16 protein-coding genes are annotated in these 15,512 nt (G+C 70.9%); 6 read left to right on the top strand and 10 right to left on the bottom strand.

What is annotated here, in order from left to right; genetic code table 11:
* The first annotated feature begins 98 nt into the window (after positions 1-98).
* From FB453_RS08430 to FB453_RS08440, 3 genes are all read left to right on the top strand, one after another.
* Positions 99-431, top strand: a complete 333-nt coding sequence (locus tag FB453_RS08430; protein ID WP_112725061.1) for a nuclear transport factor 2 family protein — start codon at positions 99-101, stop codon at positions 429-431.
* Between the two features lie 81 nt (positions 432-512).
* Positions 513-1,079 (top strand): ATP-binding protein, encoded by a 567-nt coding sequence (locus FB453_RS08435; protein ID WP_486480205.1) that lies wholly within the window; start codon positions 513-515, stop codon positions 1,077-1,079.
* 105 nt (positions 1,080-1,184) lie between these two features.
* On the top strand, positions 1,185-1,562 hold the full coding sequence (locus FB453_RS08440) for a nuclear transport factor 2 family protein (RefSeq protein WP_145788871.1): 378 nt from the start codon (positions 1,185-1,187) through the stop codon (positions 1,560-1,562).
* Between the two features lies 1 nt (position 1,563).
* On the opposite strand, the gene FB453_RS08445 is transcribed toward FB453_RS08440, so the two are convergent.
* The 4 genes from FB453_RS08445 to FB453_RS08460 form a co-directional block, all read right to left on the bottom strand.
* On the bottom strand, positions 1,564-2,091 hold the full coding sequence (locus FB453_RS08445) for an SUKH-4 family immunity protein (protein WP_145788873.1): 528 nt from the start codon (positions 2,089-2,091) through the stop codon (positions 1,564-1,566).
* A 205-nt stretch (positions 2,092-2,296) separates the two neighbouring features.
* The gene (locus FB453_RS08450; protein ID WP_112589888.1) at positions 2,297-2,767 is read right to left on the bottom strand and encodes a molybdenum cofactor biosysynthesis protein; all 471 of its coding nucleotides are present in this window, start codon (positions 2,765-2,767) and stop codon (positions 2,297-2,299) included.
* 101 nt (positions 2,768-2,868) lie between these two features.
* A complete protein-coding gene (locus tag FB453_RS08455) occupies positions 2,869-4,971 on the bottom strand; it encodes a PQQ-dependent sugar dehydrogenase (RefSeq protein ID WP_145788874.1) in 2,103 nt (700 codons plus the stop codon).
* 37 nt (positions 4,972-5,008) lie between these two features.
* On the bottom strand, positions 5,009-5,956 hold the full coding sequence (locus FB453_RS08460; RefSeq protein WP_186718120.1) for a LamG-like jellyroll fold domain-containing protein: 948 nt from the start codon (positions 5,954-5,956) through the stop codon (positions 5,009-5,011).
* 133 nt (positions 5,957-6,089) lie between these two features.
* On the opposite strand from FB453_RS08460, the gene FB453_RS08465 reads away from it, so the two are divergent.
* Together FB453_RS08465 and FB453_RS08470 are read left to right on the top strand one after the other, a co-directional pair.
* Positions 6,090-7,124: a LacI family DNA-binding transcriptional regulator gene (locus FB453_RS08465; RefSeq protein WP_145788876.1), complete on the top strand. Its 1,035-nt coding sequence runs from the start codon at positions 6,090-6,092 to the stop codon at positions 7,122-7,124.
* A gap of 90 nt (positions 7,125-7,214) precedes the next feature.
* Complete coding sequence (locus tag FB453_RS08470) at positions 7,215-8,090, top strand: alpha/beta fold hydrolase (RefSeq protein ID WP_145788877.1); 876 nt, start codon at positions 7,215-7,217, stop codon at positions 8,088-8,090.
* A gap of 15 nt (positions 8,091-8,105) precedes the next feature.
* On the opposite strand, the gene urtE is transcribed toward FB453_RS08470, so the two are convergent.
* From urtE to FB453_RS08500, 6 genes are all read right to left on the bottom strand, one after another.
* Positions 8,106-8,801: an urea ABC transporter ATP-binding subunit UrtE gene (gene urtE / locus FB453_RS08475; RefSeq protein ID WP_225855394.1), complete on the bottom strand. Its 696-nt coding sequence runs from the start codon at positions 8,799-8,801 to the stop codon at positions 8,106-8,108.
* A complete protein-coding gene (gene urtD, locus FB453_RS08480; RefSeq protein ID WP_145788878.1) occupies positions 8,798-9,574 on the bottom strand; it encodes an urea ABC transporter ATP-binding protein UrtD in 777 nt (258 codons plus the stop codon). The genes urtE and urtD overlap by 4 nt, the downstream gene beginning before the upstream one ends.
* Complete coding sequence (urtC, locus tag FB453_RS08485; protein ID WP_145788879.1) at positions 9,571-10,758, bottom strand: urea ABC transporter permease subunit UrtC; 1,188 nt, start codon at positions 10,756-10,758, stop codon at positions 9,571-9,573. Before urtC ends, urtD begins: the two co-directional genes overlap by 4 nt.
* The gene (urtB, locus tag FB453_RS08490; RefSeq protein ID WP_145788880.1) at positions 10,755-11,642 is read right to left on the bottom strand and encodes an urea ABC transporter permease subunit UrtB; all 888 of its coding nucleotides are present in this window, start codon (positions 11,640-11,642) and stop codon (positions 10,755-10,757) included. Before urtB ends, urtC begins: the two co-directional genes overlap by 4 nt.
* Positions 11,643-11,717: 75 nt before the next feature.
* Positions 11,718-12,962 carry an urea ABC transporter substrate-binding protein gene (urtA, locus tag FB453_RS08495; protein WP_186718122.1) on the bottom strand — a complete coding sequence of 415 codons (1,245 nt, stop codon included), beginning with the start codon at positions 12,960-12,962 and terminating at the stop codon, positions 11,718-11,720.
* Positions 12,963-13,383: 421 nt separating this feature from the next.
* Positions 13,384-14,466 carry a substrate-binding domain-containing protein gene (locus FB453_RS08500; RefSeq protein ID WP_145788881.1) on the bottom strand — a complete coding sequence of 361 codons (1,083 nt, stop codon included), beginning with the start codon at positions 14,464-14,466 and terminating at the stop codon, positions 13,384-13,386.
* A gap of 96 nt (positions 14,467-14,562) precedes the next feature.
* On the opposite strand from FB453_RS08500, the gene FB453_RS34815 reads away from it, so the two are divergent.
* On the top strand, positions 14,563-15,186 hold the full coding sequence (locus FB453_RS34815; protein WP_486480206.1) for a MarR family winged helix-turn-helix transcriptional regulator: 624 nt from the start codon (positions 14,563-14,565) through the stop codon (positions 15,184-15,186).
* Positions 15,187-15,512: the final 326 nt, after the last annotated feature.

Raw genomic sequence — 15,512 nt, forward strand, 5'->3', positions numbered from 1 at the left:
CTGGTTGCTCCGCGCGGTGCCGTCCGCTTCTCGTACCGTGAGGTCGGACCGGGAACCCGACGGCTGCCCGACGGCGGCCCGTGCCGCAGGAGGAGCAGATGGCCCTCGACCTGCCCGACGTGATCGACCGGTACTTCCGGGCCGTCAACGACCGGGACCTGGACGCCTTCGTCGCCTGCTTCGCGGACACCGCGAGCGTCGCCGACGAGGACAAGCTGTACGACGGGCGCGCCTCGATCCGCGCCTGGCGACAGAAGACGATGGACGCCTACTCGTACACCGCCGAGCCGGTCCGGGTCACGTCGCAGGCGGGCGACTCGTACCTGGCCATCACCCGGGTGTCCGGCGACTTCCCCGGCAGCCCGATCGAGCTGCGGTACCGGTTCACGCTGCGCGACGGGCTCATCGGTGCCCTGGACATCCGCCCCTGACGCCGAGTTCCGCTGCCGGGCTGCGAGGCTGGTCGGGCCCGCCCGCAGGTGATCAACCGCCGAACGGACGAGACAATCAAGATGGCAGTGGGTGACATGATGTGGCGGCAACAGCTGTCGCTACGAGAAGGGTTCCGGCTGCCCGATGGCGCACTTCGAGGTTCGCACGCCCACGACACCCGCGCGGAACGCGGTGCCGCTGGCCGGGCAGCCGCACCGGGCGGGCTGATGCCCGGCGAGCGACGGGAGACCGTGGCCGAGCAGAGTGTCGCCACCCACGCCGCGGACACCATGGCCTATCAGGTCGCGACCGACATACGAGCGCTGCGCGCGTTCGTCAGCGCCGGGGCACTGGCCCGTGGTTTGTCGGCCGAGCGGGTGGAGCTGTTGACGCTGGCGGTCAGCGAGCTGGCCACCAACACGTTGCAGCACACCACCGGCGGCGGCTGGGTACGGCTCTGGGCCGAGCCGGGTCAGCTGTTCTGCGACGTGGTCGACCAGGGTCCGACGCGGGCGTTCGGCCGGAGCATGCCGGCCGCCGACTCGGTACGGGGTCGCGGGCTGGCAATCGTGGAGCAGATCTGTGACGAGGTCGCGGTGCTCACCAGCCCCGGGGAGACCGTCGTACGGATTCGCCTTAGTCTGTGAACGTCGGCGGCGATCCCCACCCGCCCGGGCCAGGTTGGCTGCCACAATGCGGACAGCCCGGGCCGACGGTGGCGCCGGGTCGGACCAGAACGGGAGGACGCCACGATGCCGGACAGCGCACGCGAGGCCGAGTTGCTCGACGCCGAGCGCACCCTGCAGGCCGCCCAACGGGCCGGCGACGTCGCCGCCCTCGATCAGCTGCTGGTCGACCAGCTGATCGCCATCGGCCCGGACGGGCGTACCCACAGCAAGCAGGATGACCTGGCCGCCCACCGGGACCGCCGCACAATCGTCGAGGAGTTGGTGGAGGAGGAACTGGACCTGCTCGTCGTCGGCAAGACGGGGGTGACGTTCTTCCTGGGCCGGGTGTCCGGCTTTTCCGAGGGGGCGCCGTTCGCGGCGCGGCTGCGCTACACCAGGACGTGGGTCCACGACGACCCGCACGGCTGGCGGGTCCTGGCCGCACACATCAGCCCGGTCTGACTCAGCTGCCCTCCTCGTCGTCCTCGTCGAGCAGGCCCTGCTCGTCGAGGAACGCGAACCACCTGTCGTCGGCGGGGGTCAGGTCGGCGTAGCCCGGCCCGAGCAGGTAGTAGTCCACGAAGGATTCCACGTCGGGGGCGAGCTCCTCGAACGCGTCGGACATGAACCACTCGGTGCCGGTGGGCGGGAAGTACCAGATCGCTCCCGTGCCACGATCCATGAAGATCGGCTCGTCGCTGCGGACGCCGACCACCAGCCAGCCCGCCCGGTCCTGCGGAATGGACGAGAAGTCCGGCGCGTAGTCCAGGTGGTACTGCACCCCCGCGAGGGTCGACGAGGACGCCAGCTCGACCCGACCCGCCCGCAGCCCGTCGGCCACCAGCAGGAGGTCCCGCAGGTCGGCAGGGAGCCCCGCCGGTACGGCGTCGATGGCGGCCCCCTCGCCGAACTCGGCGTAGGCCAGGCTGTCCGGCACATCGGCCAGCTCAGCCCGCAGCTCCTCGATGAGCTGCCGCAGCTCGAGGTTCAACGCACCACCTCCGTTCGGATGAGGTCCCGTCCGGCATTGCCCCCGGCTGCCCGGAGACCTGCGAGCCGATGCGCGGTTTGGTTCTACCACGCACCAGCTCGCCGGAGCGTCACCTCGCCGAATCCGCCAGCCGGGCCAAGCGACGGCGCCGGTCAGGTCGACGTACACCATGCCGGTCCGGGAGTGCTGACGTCGAGCCCTTTCCTCAGCTCACGACGGCGTCGATCGCGCCGACGCGCAGGGTGCCGTCGTTGAGGGGCGTGCAGCGGATGCCGCCGGTGGTGCGCAGCGCCTTCCACGTCCCCGGGCCGACGGTGACGTCCATCCAGGCACACGGTCGGGCCGCCCGGTTGACCCGCAGGCTGACCGGGCCGTCGCCGGAGTCCAGCACCAGCACTCTGCCGATCAGCTCGTCCACGGCGATCCCGGTGGTGAGGATGTTGCGCCGCACCTCGGCCAGGCCGATGCCGACCGGCAGCGACTCCTGGGCGATGACGGTGACGCTGGCGTCGCGGTGTGCCTGCTGGCCGAAGTACCGGTCGCCGACGATGCCGAGGCCGGCCCGGATCCGGACGGCGTCGACCAGCTCACCGGGCGGGGCCGGGGCCGGGCCGTCGGCGGGCCGACCCAGGAAGCGGTGCACGGGCGAGGCCAGCAACTCGACGATCTCCGGCATGGCAGGAAGTCTACGAACCGGACCGGCCCCGCCGGGGCAGGTCGACGGATGACGCGGTGGGGACGCCGGTATGAGCGCCGTCGTCCCCACCGCGCCCCGGTTCAGGCCGGTGTGCCGGTGACGGTCAGGTTGCGCAGTCGGCCCACGTTGTCGAACGAGCCGAAGCCGACCCGTCCTGAGCCGAACGTGGTGTCCTTCGCGGTCAGCAGCGGGTCCCGATGCCCGTCGACGTAGACGGCGATCTCGCCGGTGGCCGGCAGGTGCACCACCCGGACGCGGTGCCACCTGGCATCGGTGATCGCCGGGTTGGCGCCCCGTGAGCGGCCGTTCCACTGGTGGTCGATGCGCTCCCGGTCGGCGTTGTCCACCTTGAAGATGCCGTTGTGCGGATAGATCGTGTTGTCGGTGGAGAGGTGGGCGTAGTAGAACTCGGTGTCCGAGCGCCAGCCGAAGACGATGATCACGTCCCGGTTGGTGACCTCCACTGGTGTGTCGAGTCGTACCTGGGCGTCGACCTGCACCGACGACCACGCCGGGCCGTTTGTCAGCACGGCGTACTCGAAGGGCCGGCGCGGGCCTGGCCGGCTCTCCCCGGCCTCGGCCAGGATGACCTGGTCGCCGCTGAACTGCCACTTCGCCGGCGTCACCGGCGACCAGTTCGCGGCGCCGGCGGTGCGGCGGACTGTGACGTCCCCGACGTCACCGCTGGCGAACTCCCGGGTACCGGTCACCTTCCAGACCTTTCCGTTGGCCTTCGCGACGACGTAGAGCTCACCGGCGGCGTCGGTGCCGAAGCGCAGGTCCACCCGGTTGGGGTCGCCGGGCGCGCCCGGTGCGGACAGGTCGCGCATCCGGACCGGGGTGCCCGCCGCGTCGAAGAGCGCGAGCTGGTGGATCGTGGCCAGGTCCCGGCCCCGGCGCATCTCGTTGGCCTCGGTGTAGAGCACCCGGCCGTCGACCAGGTCGCCGAAGACGTACTTGCCGCGCAGCGCGGGCAGCGCCCGCCCCCGGTAGACGAAGCCGCCGGCCACCGCGACACCGACGTCGTCGGTGCAGTTCCAACCGGCGGCAGGGTCGTGGTCGTACGCGGCGACCGGGTAGGTGTAGCCGTACCTGTCGTCGTCGGCGGGCAGCGGGAGCAGCCGGTCGCACGGGCTGGTGGCGGTCTTGTCGAAGACGAAGGAGCCCTCGCGCTCGCTCCAGCCGAAGTTGTCCCCGGCGCGGACCTCGTAGATGGCCTCGACGGCGTGTTCACCGATGTGCCCGAGGTACATCCGGCCGGTCGCGCGGTCCCAGCTGAACCGGTGCGGGTCCCGGAAACCCACTGCGTAGAGCTCCCCGAGCGCGCCGGCCCGGCCGACGAACGGGTTCCCGGCCGGGATGCCGTAGCGCCCGTTGGCGGAGTTGGTGCCCCGGGGGTCGATCCGCAGCAGCTTGCCGTGCGGCAGGGCCAGGTTCTGCGGGTCGGTGTTGCGGGCGCCCTGGCCACCGTCGCCGACGGCGAGGTAGAGCAGGCCGTAGTCGCGGTCGTGGCGCTTGGCAGTGGGGTTGAAATTGATCTCCTGGATGCCGTGTACCTGGCCGCCGAAACCGATGCGCAGGACCTCCCGGTGCGTACCGGCGAAGGTGGCGGCGGCCGGATCCGTCGCCGTCCACTCGGTGATGACCCCGTGGAAGAGCGTGTTGGGCTGGGCGTAGTCCGGTGTGGCGGTCGTCGTCGACGCCAACTCGGTGTGGATGGTGTAGAACCGGCCGTTCACCCCGAACTCCGGGTGGAACGCCACGTACCCGAAGCCCTGGCCGAGCCCACGACCGGAGAAGAACCGCGGCGCGAACGTCGCGGCCACGTCCAGGTAGACGTGCGGCACGCCGCCCTCGACCAGGTAGAGGCTGCCGTTGAGATCGGGCACCGCCCGCCGGCCGGAGCCGTCGGGCACCTCCATGATGGTGTTAATCCGCGCGGTACGCATGAGCCGCGCGTCGGTCGGCGCCGGCGTGGGGTACGACTGCGGGAAGCTGGCGTACTCGCTGAGGACCAGCCCCAGTCGGGACTGGACCGGCATCTCGGGGATCGGGTCGTAGACCGCGTCGGCGGCGCGCGCGGGCGTGGCGACCAGTGTGGACAGGATCAGCACGAGGGCGGTGAGGCCAGCCCTCACTGTGGGCCGGCGGACGGTGCCGGCGCGGCGGTGCAGGGTGCGCACGCGTGTCTCCTTCTCGGTGGGACGGTGCCGAGGGTGGTCAGCGGGCAAGGTGGCGGTACTGCCTCCGCACGTCTTTCGCGGAGACCACACTGTCGAGGAACATCAGGCCGTCCATCCGGCAGTCGCACGGGTTGCGTTCCAGGGTGTCCTGGGGGAAGCTGCCGCCGATCTTGATGCCCCGGGGGTCCGACGCGGTGGTCACGTGCGGGCCCGGCCCAGACACCAGCCACGGGTCGTCGGCGCGGGTGTAGAAGCCGTCCACCGGTTCGCCGTTGCGGTAGAGGGCGAGCGCGCCGGTGTTGAAGTCGAAGGTGGCGGCCAGATGCACCCACTCCCCCACCGGCAGCAGCTCGCGCCAGTCCCGGGTGGCGGCGAAGGTCTGCGAGTTGCCGCCGTCGAGCCGCCGGCCGAGCGCGACGAGACGCAACTCCCCGTCGACGTCGATCAGCTCCAGCAGGGCGCGGACGCCGTGGCCGTCGGAGTCGCCGGTCAGCACTCCGGCCAGCCCGATCGCGTTGTACCTGTCGTCCGGGTCGGCGGTGGTGGAGTTGGGTAGCGGGCTGTCCATGTTCAGCTTGAACCAGCCCATGACCGTGGTGCCGGCGGTGGCGCTGAAGGCACGCAGCGTCCGCACGCCGCTGGCCGACCAGGTGCCGGCCTTCCAGTCGTCGTTGCCGGCGACGGCGGGAGCGACCTGCCGGGTCTGCACCGCGTTGCGGCTGCCCCGGTAGGCGCGGTCCGGCACCCGCATGGCGGTGCCGCCGTTGATCAGCTCGATCTCGGTGCCGGAACGCCCCTGGTCGCGTTCCAGTGCGGGGTCGCCGGGCACCGGGTGGTCGAAGTCGTACGCGGCGACCAGGTGCGCGCGCAGCGCCGGATGGACGTCGGACGAGATGCTCCGATCCGCCTGCGCCGGTGGCGCGCTGGCGCCGGTCAGCGCGCCGATCGCCAGGAGGGAGACGGCCGCTCGTCGGGCCCTGGACATGGCTGTCACCTCGTTTCGCGGCATGCCGGATGCCGGTCACGTAAGCGCTTACGTAAGCGCTTACGTACCCTAGGCTTCGATCGATGCCACTCGCAACAGATCGGGTGACATGAATGTTTCCGGGGGGTTGTCGATGTCCAGGGCCAGCCACCGGCCGCGCCTCGTGGACGTCGCCGAACACGCCGCCGTCTCGCTGGCGACCGCCTCCCGCGCCCTCGCCGGCCGTGAGGGGGTCAGCACCGAGGTGGCCGACCGGATCCGGCAGGTCGCCCGTGAGCTGGGCTACGTGGCCAACCCGTACGCCCGCACCCTGGCCAGCGGGGCCACCTCGACGGTGGGGTTGATCGTCCACCAGGTCGACGACCCGTACTTCTCCGAGATCGCCGCCGGGGTCATCCAGCTCGCCTCCGAGCAGGGGCTGCTGGTGCAGATCTGCCAGTCCGGCCGCGACCCCGACTACGAGCTGCAACAGCTGCGCCACCTGATCGCCCAGCGGGTCGGCATCGTTCTGATCAGCGGCTCCGGCTATGACGACCCACGGATGGAGAGCGCGGCGCGCGCCGAGCTGGCCGCGTTCCAGGACCACGGCGGACGGGCCGCCGCCATCGGACGGCACGCGCTCGGCGTCGACGCGGTCCTGCCGGACAACGAGGCCGGCGGCCACGCCCTCGCCCAGCACCTGATGGATCTCGGCCACCGGCGGATCGCTGTCGCCGCGGGCAGCGCCGGCCTCACCACTGTCGCCGACCGGCTCGCCGGAGTGTCGTCGGCTCTGCGGGAGCGCGGGCGGTCTCCCGCCGACCTCGCCGTCGTGCACAGTGACTTCACCCGCGGCGGTGGACGCGCCGCCGCCGAGCAGATCCTCAACGACCATCCCGACACGACGGCGATCATCGCGCTCAACGACGCGATGGCCATGGGCGTGCTGTCGACGCTGCGGTCCCGCCGCGTACCGGTGCCCGCGCGGATGTCAGTGGTCGGGTTCGACGACGTCTCCGTGGCGGCCGACCTCGCACCCAGCCTCACCACCATCCGCCTGCCGATGACCGAGATGGGCCGCACGGCACTCACCCTCGCGCTCAAGCCACGCACGACACGCCCTCGCCGCCGCCCCACCGGGCACCTGCTGGTCGTCCGCGACTCGACCGGGCCCGCGCCGACGACCTGACCGGCAACGGCGATGCCGCAGCACGACGGCTCGACTTCTGGCACGGTCGAGGGAGCCCACCCACACCGGTGTGACGCATCAGGAGAGGTCATGGCCGACATCGCTGTACGGCACCGAACGGTCGAGGTCGACGGCATCACGATCTTCTACCGCGAAGCCGGTCCCCTCGATGCGCCGGTCGTGCTGCTACCACACGGGTACCCGTCGTCGTCGTTCCAGTTTCGTCATCTGCTGCCCGCGCTGGCCCACCGCTGGCGCGCCATCGCACCCGACTACCCCGGCTTCGGCTACAGCGGCCTGCCCGACCCGAGCCGGTTCGCGTACACCTTCGATGCCCACGCCGACCTGCTCCAACGCTTCGTCGACACACTGGGGCTCACCCGATACGTGGTCTACCTCCAGGATTACGGCAGCCAGCTCGGGTTGCGACTGGCGATGGCCGCGCCGCAGCGGGTCGCCGGCCTCGTCATCCAGAACGGCGACATCTACCCCGAGCAGCACGGGCCCAAGTACGAGCCGCTGAAACGGTTCTGGCGTGACCCGACCGACGAGGGGCGGGAGCAGTTGGCTGCCGCGATCAGCGAGGAGGGCTTCCGGCGTGAGTTTCTGGGCGAGCTGCCGGACCGGTTGACCGACCGGGTCAGCCCCGATCTGTGGCGGCTCTCGGGTGCGCTGGTCACGGAACCCCGGCGGCGTGACGCCTGGCTACGCCTTGTCGCCGACCAGGGCAGCACCGTCGCCTGGTTCCCCCGCCAGCAGGAGTACCTGCGTACCCACCGGCCGCCCACCCTGATCGTGTGGGGACCGCACGACGGCTACATGCCGGAGGGCGCAGCCCGCGCGTACCTGCGGGACCTGCCCGACGCCGAGCTGCACCTGCTCGACGGCGGGCACTGGCTGCTCGAAACGAACCTCGACGAGGTCGTCCGGCTGCTCCGTGACTTCCTCGACCGCGTCCAGCCCTGACCACAGGCGCGCCGATCAGACCGCCAGGGCCGCCCGGACCTCCCGTTCCGCCGTGACACCCCCGTCGCCGTGCGACGTGACCCGGCCGGACTCCAGCACGTGGTAGCGGTCCGCCACCCGCAGCGCGAAGCCCAGGTGCTGCTCGACGAGGAGCACGCTGAACCCGGACTGCCGGGTCAACTCGACGATCCGCTCCTGGATCTCCGCGACCACCGACGGCTGGATGCCCTCGGTCGGCTCGTCGAGCATCAGCAGCCGCGGCCGGGTGATCAGGGCGCGGGCGATGGCCAACTGCTGGCGCTGACCGCCGGAGAGCAGCCCGGCCCGACGCCGCAGCAACGGGCGCAACGCCGGAAACAGATCGAGCACCTCCGCCGTTGCCACCGCCCCGTCGCGCCGACCGTCGGCGACCAGCCGCAGGTTCTCCGCCGCGGTCAGGTGCGGGAAGCACTGCTGACCCTGCGGGACGTACGCCATCCCCCGCGCCACCCGTTCGTGCGGCCCGGCGCGGGTGACGTCCTCGCCGTCCAGCTCGACGGTGCCGGCACTCGGGCGCAGCAGCCCCGCCGCGACCCGCAGCAGGGTGCTCTTGCCGGCACCGTTGTGCCCGAGCACGGCAGCCACCCCGTCGGGCGGGACCGCCAGATCAACCCCGTGCAGCACCCGGGAACGCCCGTACCCGGCGTGCACCCCGCGCAGCGTCAGCATCATGCCTCCAGGCCGGTGCGGGCCGACCCGGCGTCGACCGGGTGGCCAAGATAGACCTCCTGCACGCGCGGGTCCGCCTGGACCTGCGCCACCGTGCCCTCACTGAGCACCCGGCCGGCGTGCAGCACCGTGACGCTGCGCGCGAACCGACGCAGGAAGTCCATGTCGTGCTCGATCACGACGACAGTGCGATCCCGGCTCACCATCTCCAACAGGGCGCCGGTGGCGTCGCGTTCCTCGTGGCTCATCCCGGCGACCGGCTCGTCCAGCAGCAGCAGCCGCGCGTCCTGCACGAGCAGCATGCCGATCTCCAGCCACTGCTTCTGACCGTGCGCGAGCGTCCCGGCGAGGTCCGCGGCCCGCTCGGCCAGACCGATGGTCTCCAGCGCTGCGGCGATCTCGTCGGGCACACCTCGGCGGCGGCGGGCCAGTGTCGCCCAGCTGCGCCGGGCGCCCGCCGCGATGTCGAGGTTCTGCAACACCGACAGCTCCTCGAAGACCGTCGAGGTCTGGAAGGTCCGCCCGATGCCGAGCCGGCTGATCCGGTGCACCGGCCGGCCGAGCAGTTCCTCGTTACCGAACCGGACCGAGCCGGTGGCCCGGACCAGACCGGTGATCGCGTCGACCAGTGTGGTCTTGCCGGCGCCGTTCGGCCCGATCAGGAACCGGATGTCACCCGCGGGCACCTCCAACGAGACGCCGTCCACTGCGGTGAAACCGTCGAAGCTGACCCGCACGTCTCGGACGGACAACCCGTCCAACCGCTCGCCGCTCATGCCGCCGGCACCTCCGTCCGCTCGGCGCGTCGTCGGCCCAGCGACAACCGCCAGCGGCGCAGCGGCTGCGCGGCGACGTCGCGGCGGCGGGCCAAGGCCCACAGCGACGCCAGGCCGCCGGGAAGGAACGCCACCACGACCACGAAGAGCAAACCCTGAAGGTACGTCCAGGTGCCCGGAAAACGCTCGGAGAGGGCGGTACGCGCCCAGGCCACCGCCACCGCGCCGAGCACCGGCCCGAGCAGTGTCGCCCGGCCGCCCACCGCGACGCCGATGACGAACTCGATCGACGGGACGATGCCGATCAGCGCGGGCGAGATGATGCCCACCGCCGGCACGAACAGCGCCCCGGCCAGCCCGGCCATGCCCGCCGCCACCACGTACGCCACCAGCTTGACCGACGCCGGGTCGTAGCCCAGGAAGCGGACCCGTTCCTCACCGTCGCGGACCGCCACCAGCAGCTCGCCGTAACGGCTGTGGATGAGCTGACGGGCCAGCGCGAGCAACGCCAGCAGCGTCCCGGCGATGATGAAGTACACCATCCGCTGGTTGACCGGGTCGTCCAGGTCGTAGCCGAAGAAGCCCTTGATGTCGGTGAGCCCGTTGGTGCCACCCGTGGTGCCCTGCTGGCCGATCAGCAGGATCACCATCGCCGCGGCGAGCGCCTGACTGAGGATGGCGAAGTACGCGCCGCGCACCCGGCGATGGAAGACCAGCGAGCCGAGCCCGAAGGCGACCGCCATCGGCAGCAGCACCGTCGCGGGCAGCGCGAACCACGGGCTGGCGAACGGCCGCCACCACAGCGGCAGCTCGTCGAGTTGCCCGTACAGCTGCATGAAGTCGGGCATCCCACCCGGGCCCGCGTCGGCGAGCTTGAGGTGCATGGCCATCGCGTAGCCGCCGAGGCCGAAGAAGACGCCCTGACCCAGGGTGAGCATCCCACCCCGGCCCCAGGCGATCCCGATGCCGACAGCGACCATGGCGACGCAGAGGTACTTGGCGAGCAACGCCAACCGGAAGTCCGACAACACCAGCGGGGCGACGGCGAACAGCAGCGCCGCGCCGAATGCGAAGCCGGCCAGGGTCCGTAGCCGCGAGCGGCCGGCGGGCCGACCCGGTGGTACGGGGCCGGCAGGCGCCTGGCGGACGGCGGTGCTCGGTGGCGCGGGGGTGACGGCGGTCATGCGAGGCTCCTGGTCCGCAGGGTGAACAGGCCCTGTGGCCGCCACTGGAGGAACGCGACGATCGCCACGAACACGATCACCTTGGCGACGCTGAGGGTGGTGAGGTACTCCCCGGTGGCCTGGAGCACGCCGAGGGCGAAGGCGACGATCACGCTGCCCTTGAACTGGCCGATCCCGCCGACCACGACGACCAGGAAGGCGTCGATGATCAGGTTGGTGCCCATGGTCGGGCCGATCGGGCCGAGCAGGGTGAGGGCCACCCCGGCGAGCCCGGCCAGGCCGGAGCCGAGGAAGAAGGTCGTCCGGTCGACCCGGGAGGTGGCGATGCCGGACACGGCGGCGAGGTCGCGGTTCTGCACCACAGCGCGGATACGCCGCCCGAGCGGGGTGAGGCGTAGCGCCAGGGTGAGCGCCGCGACGGCGGCCAGCGCCAGGGCCAGGATGAACAGCCGGTTGTTGGCGATGGTCAGCCCGCCGGGCAGCGCCACGTTGCCGGTGAGCAGCTCGGGCGCGCGGGTCTGCACGTTCGGGCTGCCGAAGATGTCCCGGGCCAGTTGTTGCAGGATCAGTGACACACCCCAGGTGACCAGCAGGGTGTCCAGTGGCCGGGCGTAGAGCCGGCGGATGAGCAGCACCTCCAGCAGGACACCCATGGTGCCGGCGACCACGAACGCCACCGGCAGCGCGACCACCAGCGACAGGCCGGCGCCGGTGATGCTCTGTTGCAGAACGTAGGTGGTGTACGCGCCGGCCATGATGAACTCACCGTGCGCCATGTTGATCACGTTCATCTGGCCGAAGGTCAGCGCGAGGCCGAGCGCGATGAGCAGCAGCACCGCGCCGATGCTGATGCCGGTGAAGAGTTGACCGAAGAGGACTGTCACGGTGGGTACTCCGAACTGCTGGTCGGGTGGCCCGGGCGGAGCGCGCGGCAACGCGTTCCGCCCGGGCCGGCGTCGTCAGCTCAGGCCGCTCGCCCACGGGTAGGTCTTGAGGTACGGGTCCGGGGCAACCGGCTTGCCGGAGTTCCACACCTCGGTGATCAGGCCGTCCGCGCCGATCTTGCCGATCCGGGCGGTCTTGGCGATGTGCTGGGTCTTGCCGTCGACGGTGACCAGACCCTCCGGCGCGTCGAAGGTGATCCCGTCCGAGGCGGAGCGGACCTTCTCCACGTCGAAGGCGCCGGCCTTCTCGACCATCGCCTTCCACAGGTGCACGCCGACGTACGCGGCCTCCATCGGATCGCTGGTCGGCTTGTCCGCGCCGTACTTCGCCTTGTACGCGGCCACGAACTTCGAGTTCGCCGCGCCCGGGGTGGTCTGGTAGTAGTTCCAGGCCGTCAACTGGCCCTCCAGGTACTGGGTGCCGATGCCCTTGACCTCTTCCTCGGCGATGGACACCGACACCACCGGCATCGCGGCGGCGCTCAGGCCCGCGGACTTGTACTCCTTGAAGAAGGCCACGTTGCTGTCGCCGTTGAGCGTGTTGAAAACCGCGTCCGCGCCGGACGATTTGACCTTGTTGACGATGGTGCCGAACTCGGTGGAGCCCAGCGGCGCGTAATCCTCACCCAGCACGGTCATCCCGTTCGCGGCCGCGTACGCCTTGATGATTTTGTTGGCGGTACGGGGAAAGACGTAGTCGCTACCGACCAGATAGACCGACTTCGCGCCCTGCGACTTGAGGTAGTCGAGCCCGGGAACGATCTGCTGGTTGGTCGTCGCTCCGGTGTAGAAGATGTAGGGCGACTGCTCAAGTCCCTCGTACTGCACCGGGTAGAACAGCAACGCCTTGTTCTTCTCGAACACCGGCTTGACCGCCTTGCGGCTGGCCGACGTCCAACAGCCGAAGACAACTGCCACCCGGTCCTCGGAGATGAGCTTCTCGGCCTTCTCCGCGAAGGTGGGCCAGTCCGAGGCGCCGTCCTCGCCGACCGGCTGGATCTTCTTGCCGAGGACGCCGCCGGCAGCGTTGATCTCTTCGACGGCGAGCATGATGGAGTCGCGGACGGTGACCTCGCTGATCGCCATGGTCCCGGAGAGCGAGTTGAGCAGGCCCACCTTGACGGTGTCGCCGGAGACGTCGGCGGTCACGCCGGTCGCGCCACCCTCGTCGGTGGTCTTGCTGCCGCACGCGGTCATCGCGGCCGCGGCGACCAGGGTCATGGCACCCGCCAGGATGCGGCGGCCCCGGAATAATGACATCTACTCTCCCTGCGGTGCACTCAAGTGGCGTTAGGACGGTCGGTGCGGTCCGATTGAGCTGACGTGGGCGATACCAAGGTCGACGGGTGGACGCCGCGCAGGGCACCGGATCGGATATGGGCACCGAAAGCGTCGACCGACATGATTGCGTGGGTGTTTCCCGGTCCTTAATTGACTGTTTCCGAGGGACCGTCGGGGCGCGCACGAAAAACGGCCGACACCGTTGGGGAGGAAACGGTGTCGGCCGTTGGGAAAGACGCAGAATAGGTGCCACCACAATGGCCGACGGACGAATCCGCCGACGGTGGGCACGCAATGGTGAGATCTGGCCCCGTGGCCGGATACTTCACCCAGGAAGCATCTTAGGGCGGTGTCGGGTGGCGCTGTCAAGGGTCGGACGGGCCGACTGGCAGTGCCCGGTTCAGAGCTGGGCGAGCACTGTGAAGTCGAGCCCGTCGGCCTCGGCCAGGTAGATGCGCTGCCGGACGTGCCGCTGGCGCAGCCGCAACCGCCCACGCGGCCCCTGGTACGCGACCGTGTCGGCGGCCGTCTCGATGGCCCGCACGTCGAGGGTGCGGGCCTGGCCGATCAGCGCGGCGAGCAGCATGACGCCCTCGTAGCAGGACTCCCCCAGGCTGCCCAGCGGCGGCGCCTCCACCCCGAAGCGCCGCGCGAACTCGCCGTGGAAGTCGAGATTCTCCTGGGTGACCAGCCCGGCGAAGAAACCCGCCGTGCTGTACAGCCTCCGGGTCGCGCCGGCACCGCTGGCCAGCAGCATGTTCTCGTCCATCAGGGTGCTCAGCCGCAGGCAGCGCTGATCCAGGCCGGATCGGGCGAACGCGCGGTTGAACCGCACCGCATCGGAACCGACCAGCAGCATCAACACCGCGTCCGCATCACTGTGCTCGATGCGGCGCAGGACCTCGGTGAAGTCGTGCGCGTCCAACGGCAGGAAGTGCCGGCCCACCACCTGCCCACCGCCGCGCAGCGCGTACCGCTGGGCCGCCCGCGACGTACGGCGCGGCCACACGTAGTCGTTGCCCACCACGAACCAGCGGCGCACGCCCTGCTCCCCGGCGAGCAGCCGCATCGCGGGCCACAGTTGGGCATCGGGTGTCTCGCTGGTCAGGAAGACCCCTTCGGTACGTTCGCCGCCCTCGTAGAGTGCGGTGTAGACGTACGGCACCCGGTGCGCGACGCGGGGCGCCAACGCCTGGCGCACCGAGGAGATGTGCCACCCCGTCACCCCCTGCACGGCCCCCACCGACACCAACGCCTCGACCTCGGCCGCCACCTCGGCCGGCGGTGCGCCACCGTCGACCGGCACCAGCCGAACCTCCCGGCCCAGCACGCCACCGCACCGATTGATCTCCTCGACCGCGAGCTGCGCACAGAGCTCACAGGTGGGGCCGAACATGCCGGCCGGCCCGCGCATCGGGTAGACCAACGCGATGCTGACCACGGCACGGTCGACGGTCAGCCACGGCGGTGCCGGCGCGGACATGAGCACATGATTGTCCGGCCCACGACGGAAGACCAGCACTCACCACTGACCGGGACGACTCGCTACCATGACAGGGCCACCGGACCAGGGAGTTTCATGTCAGACGTGCCCGGGGCGCCAGCCGACCTGCTGCGCTCGCTCACCCGCGCCGAACGGCTGCTCTCCCGCCGGCTGGGCGCCGTTCTGGCCGCCGACGCGATCAGCATCGGGGCGTGGCGGGTGCTCTGCCTGCTCGCCGACGGCCAGGGTCACCCGATGAGCGAGGTGTCCGTCGAGGCGTCACTGCCGCCGGGCACCCTCACCAAGCTGGTCGACCAGCTCGTCGACCGCAACCTTGTCTTCCGCCGGATCGATCCGATCGACCGCCGACGCATCCGGGCGTACCTGACCGCTCGGGGCCGCCGCGAGCACGCCCGCCTGGACGAACGAGTCCGAGCCAGCATCGCCGAACTGGGCAGCGCGGGACTCGGCAGCGCGGGACTCGGCAGCGCGGGACTGGGCACTGCGGGGCTGGGCAACGCAGGGCTCGGCAGCGCAGGGCTCGGCGCCGCGGAGAGCAGCAACCCGGATGTGCCACCGGCCGCCGATTTGGTGAGTCAGCTCGACGACCTGATCGGCCGCCTCGACCCCGCCCGCCGCGACGATCCCGCCCTCCGCCAGGACCCCGCCCTCCGCGACGATCGCGTCGATGCTCGCGCCGCCGGTGGCCCCCACCACTAGCGGCCGCTGCGGGCAAGGCGTTGCTGGGCCGACCGGTAGGCCGGCCGGGCAACGTCGGACGGCAACTGTTCACTCAGGTCGCGCCCGACCGCCTGCAGGACAGCGGCAGTCGTCGCGCCGGACCGGCACGCCGGGCCGGCACGCCGGGCCGAAGTCCCGACCGTCGCCCGGGTTGCATCAGAGGTATACCGCCCCGGAGAGCGATATACCTCTGAGGCACAAATATGACTCACAGGTATAACCTTCGTGAGCGGAAGTGCCGCCGGGCGGACCCCCACCACAGCGGACACCACCCACGATGGCCAGCCCTCACGACCGCCAGCCCC

The organism is Micromonospora sp. CNZ322, from assembly GCF_007827755.1.

Excerpts from the sequence above, each read along its gene's own strand:
- FB453_RS08430 (WP_112725061.1), top strand. The coding sequence starts at position 99 with ATGGCCCTCGACCTGCCCGACGTGATCGACCGGTACTTCCGGGCCGTC.
- FB453_RS08435 (WP_486480205.1), top strand. The coding sequence starts at position 513 with ATGGCAGTGGGTGACATGATGTGGCGGCAACAGCTGTCGCTACGAGAA.
- FB453_RS08440 (WP_145788871.1), top strand. The coding sequence starts at position 1,185 with ATGCCGGACAGCGCACGCGAGGCCGAGTTGCTCGACGCCGAGCGCACC.
- FB453_RS08450 (WP_112589888.1), bottom strand. The coding sequence starts at position 2,767 with ATGCCGGAGATCGTCGAGTTGCTGGCCTCGCCCGTGCACCGCTTCCTG.
- FB453_RS08460 (WP_186718120.1), bottom strand. The coding sequence starts at position 5,956 with ATGTCCAGGGCCCGACGAGCGGCCGTCTCCCTCCTGGCGATCGGCGCG.
- FB453_RS08465 (WP_145788876.1), top strand. The coding sequence starts at position 6,090 with ATGTCCAGGGCCAGCCACCGGCCGCGCCTCGTGGACGTCGCCGAACAC.
- FB453_RS08470 (WP_145788877.1), top strand. The coding sequence starts at position 7,215 with ATGGCCGACATCGCTGTACGGCACCGAACGGTCGAGGTCGACGGCATC.
- urtE (WP_225855394.1), bottom strand. The coding sequence starts at position 8,801 with ATGATGCTGACGCTGCGCGGGGTGCACGCCGGGTACGGGCGTTCCCGG.
- urtD (WP_145788878.1), bottom strand. The coding sequence starts at position 9,574 with ATGAGCGGCGAGCGGTTGGACGGGTTGTCCGTCCGAGACGTGCGGGTC.
- urtC (WP_145788879.1), bottom strand. The coding sequence starts at position 10,758 with ATGACCGCCGTCACCCCCGCGCCACCGAGCACCGCCGTCCGCCAGGCG.
- urtA (WP_186718122.1), bottom strand. The coding sequence starts at position 12,962 with ATGTCATTATTCCGGGGCCGCCGCATCCTGGCGGGTGCCATGACCCTG.
- FB453_RS08500 (WP_145788881.1), bottom strand. The coding sequence starts at position 14,466 with ATGTCCGCGCCGGCACCGCCGTGGCTGACCGTCGACCGTGCCGTGGTC.
- FB453_RS34815 (WP_486480206.1), top strand. The coding sequence starts at position 14,563 with ATGTCAGACGTGCCCGGGGCGCCAGCCGACCTGCTGCGCTCGCTCACC.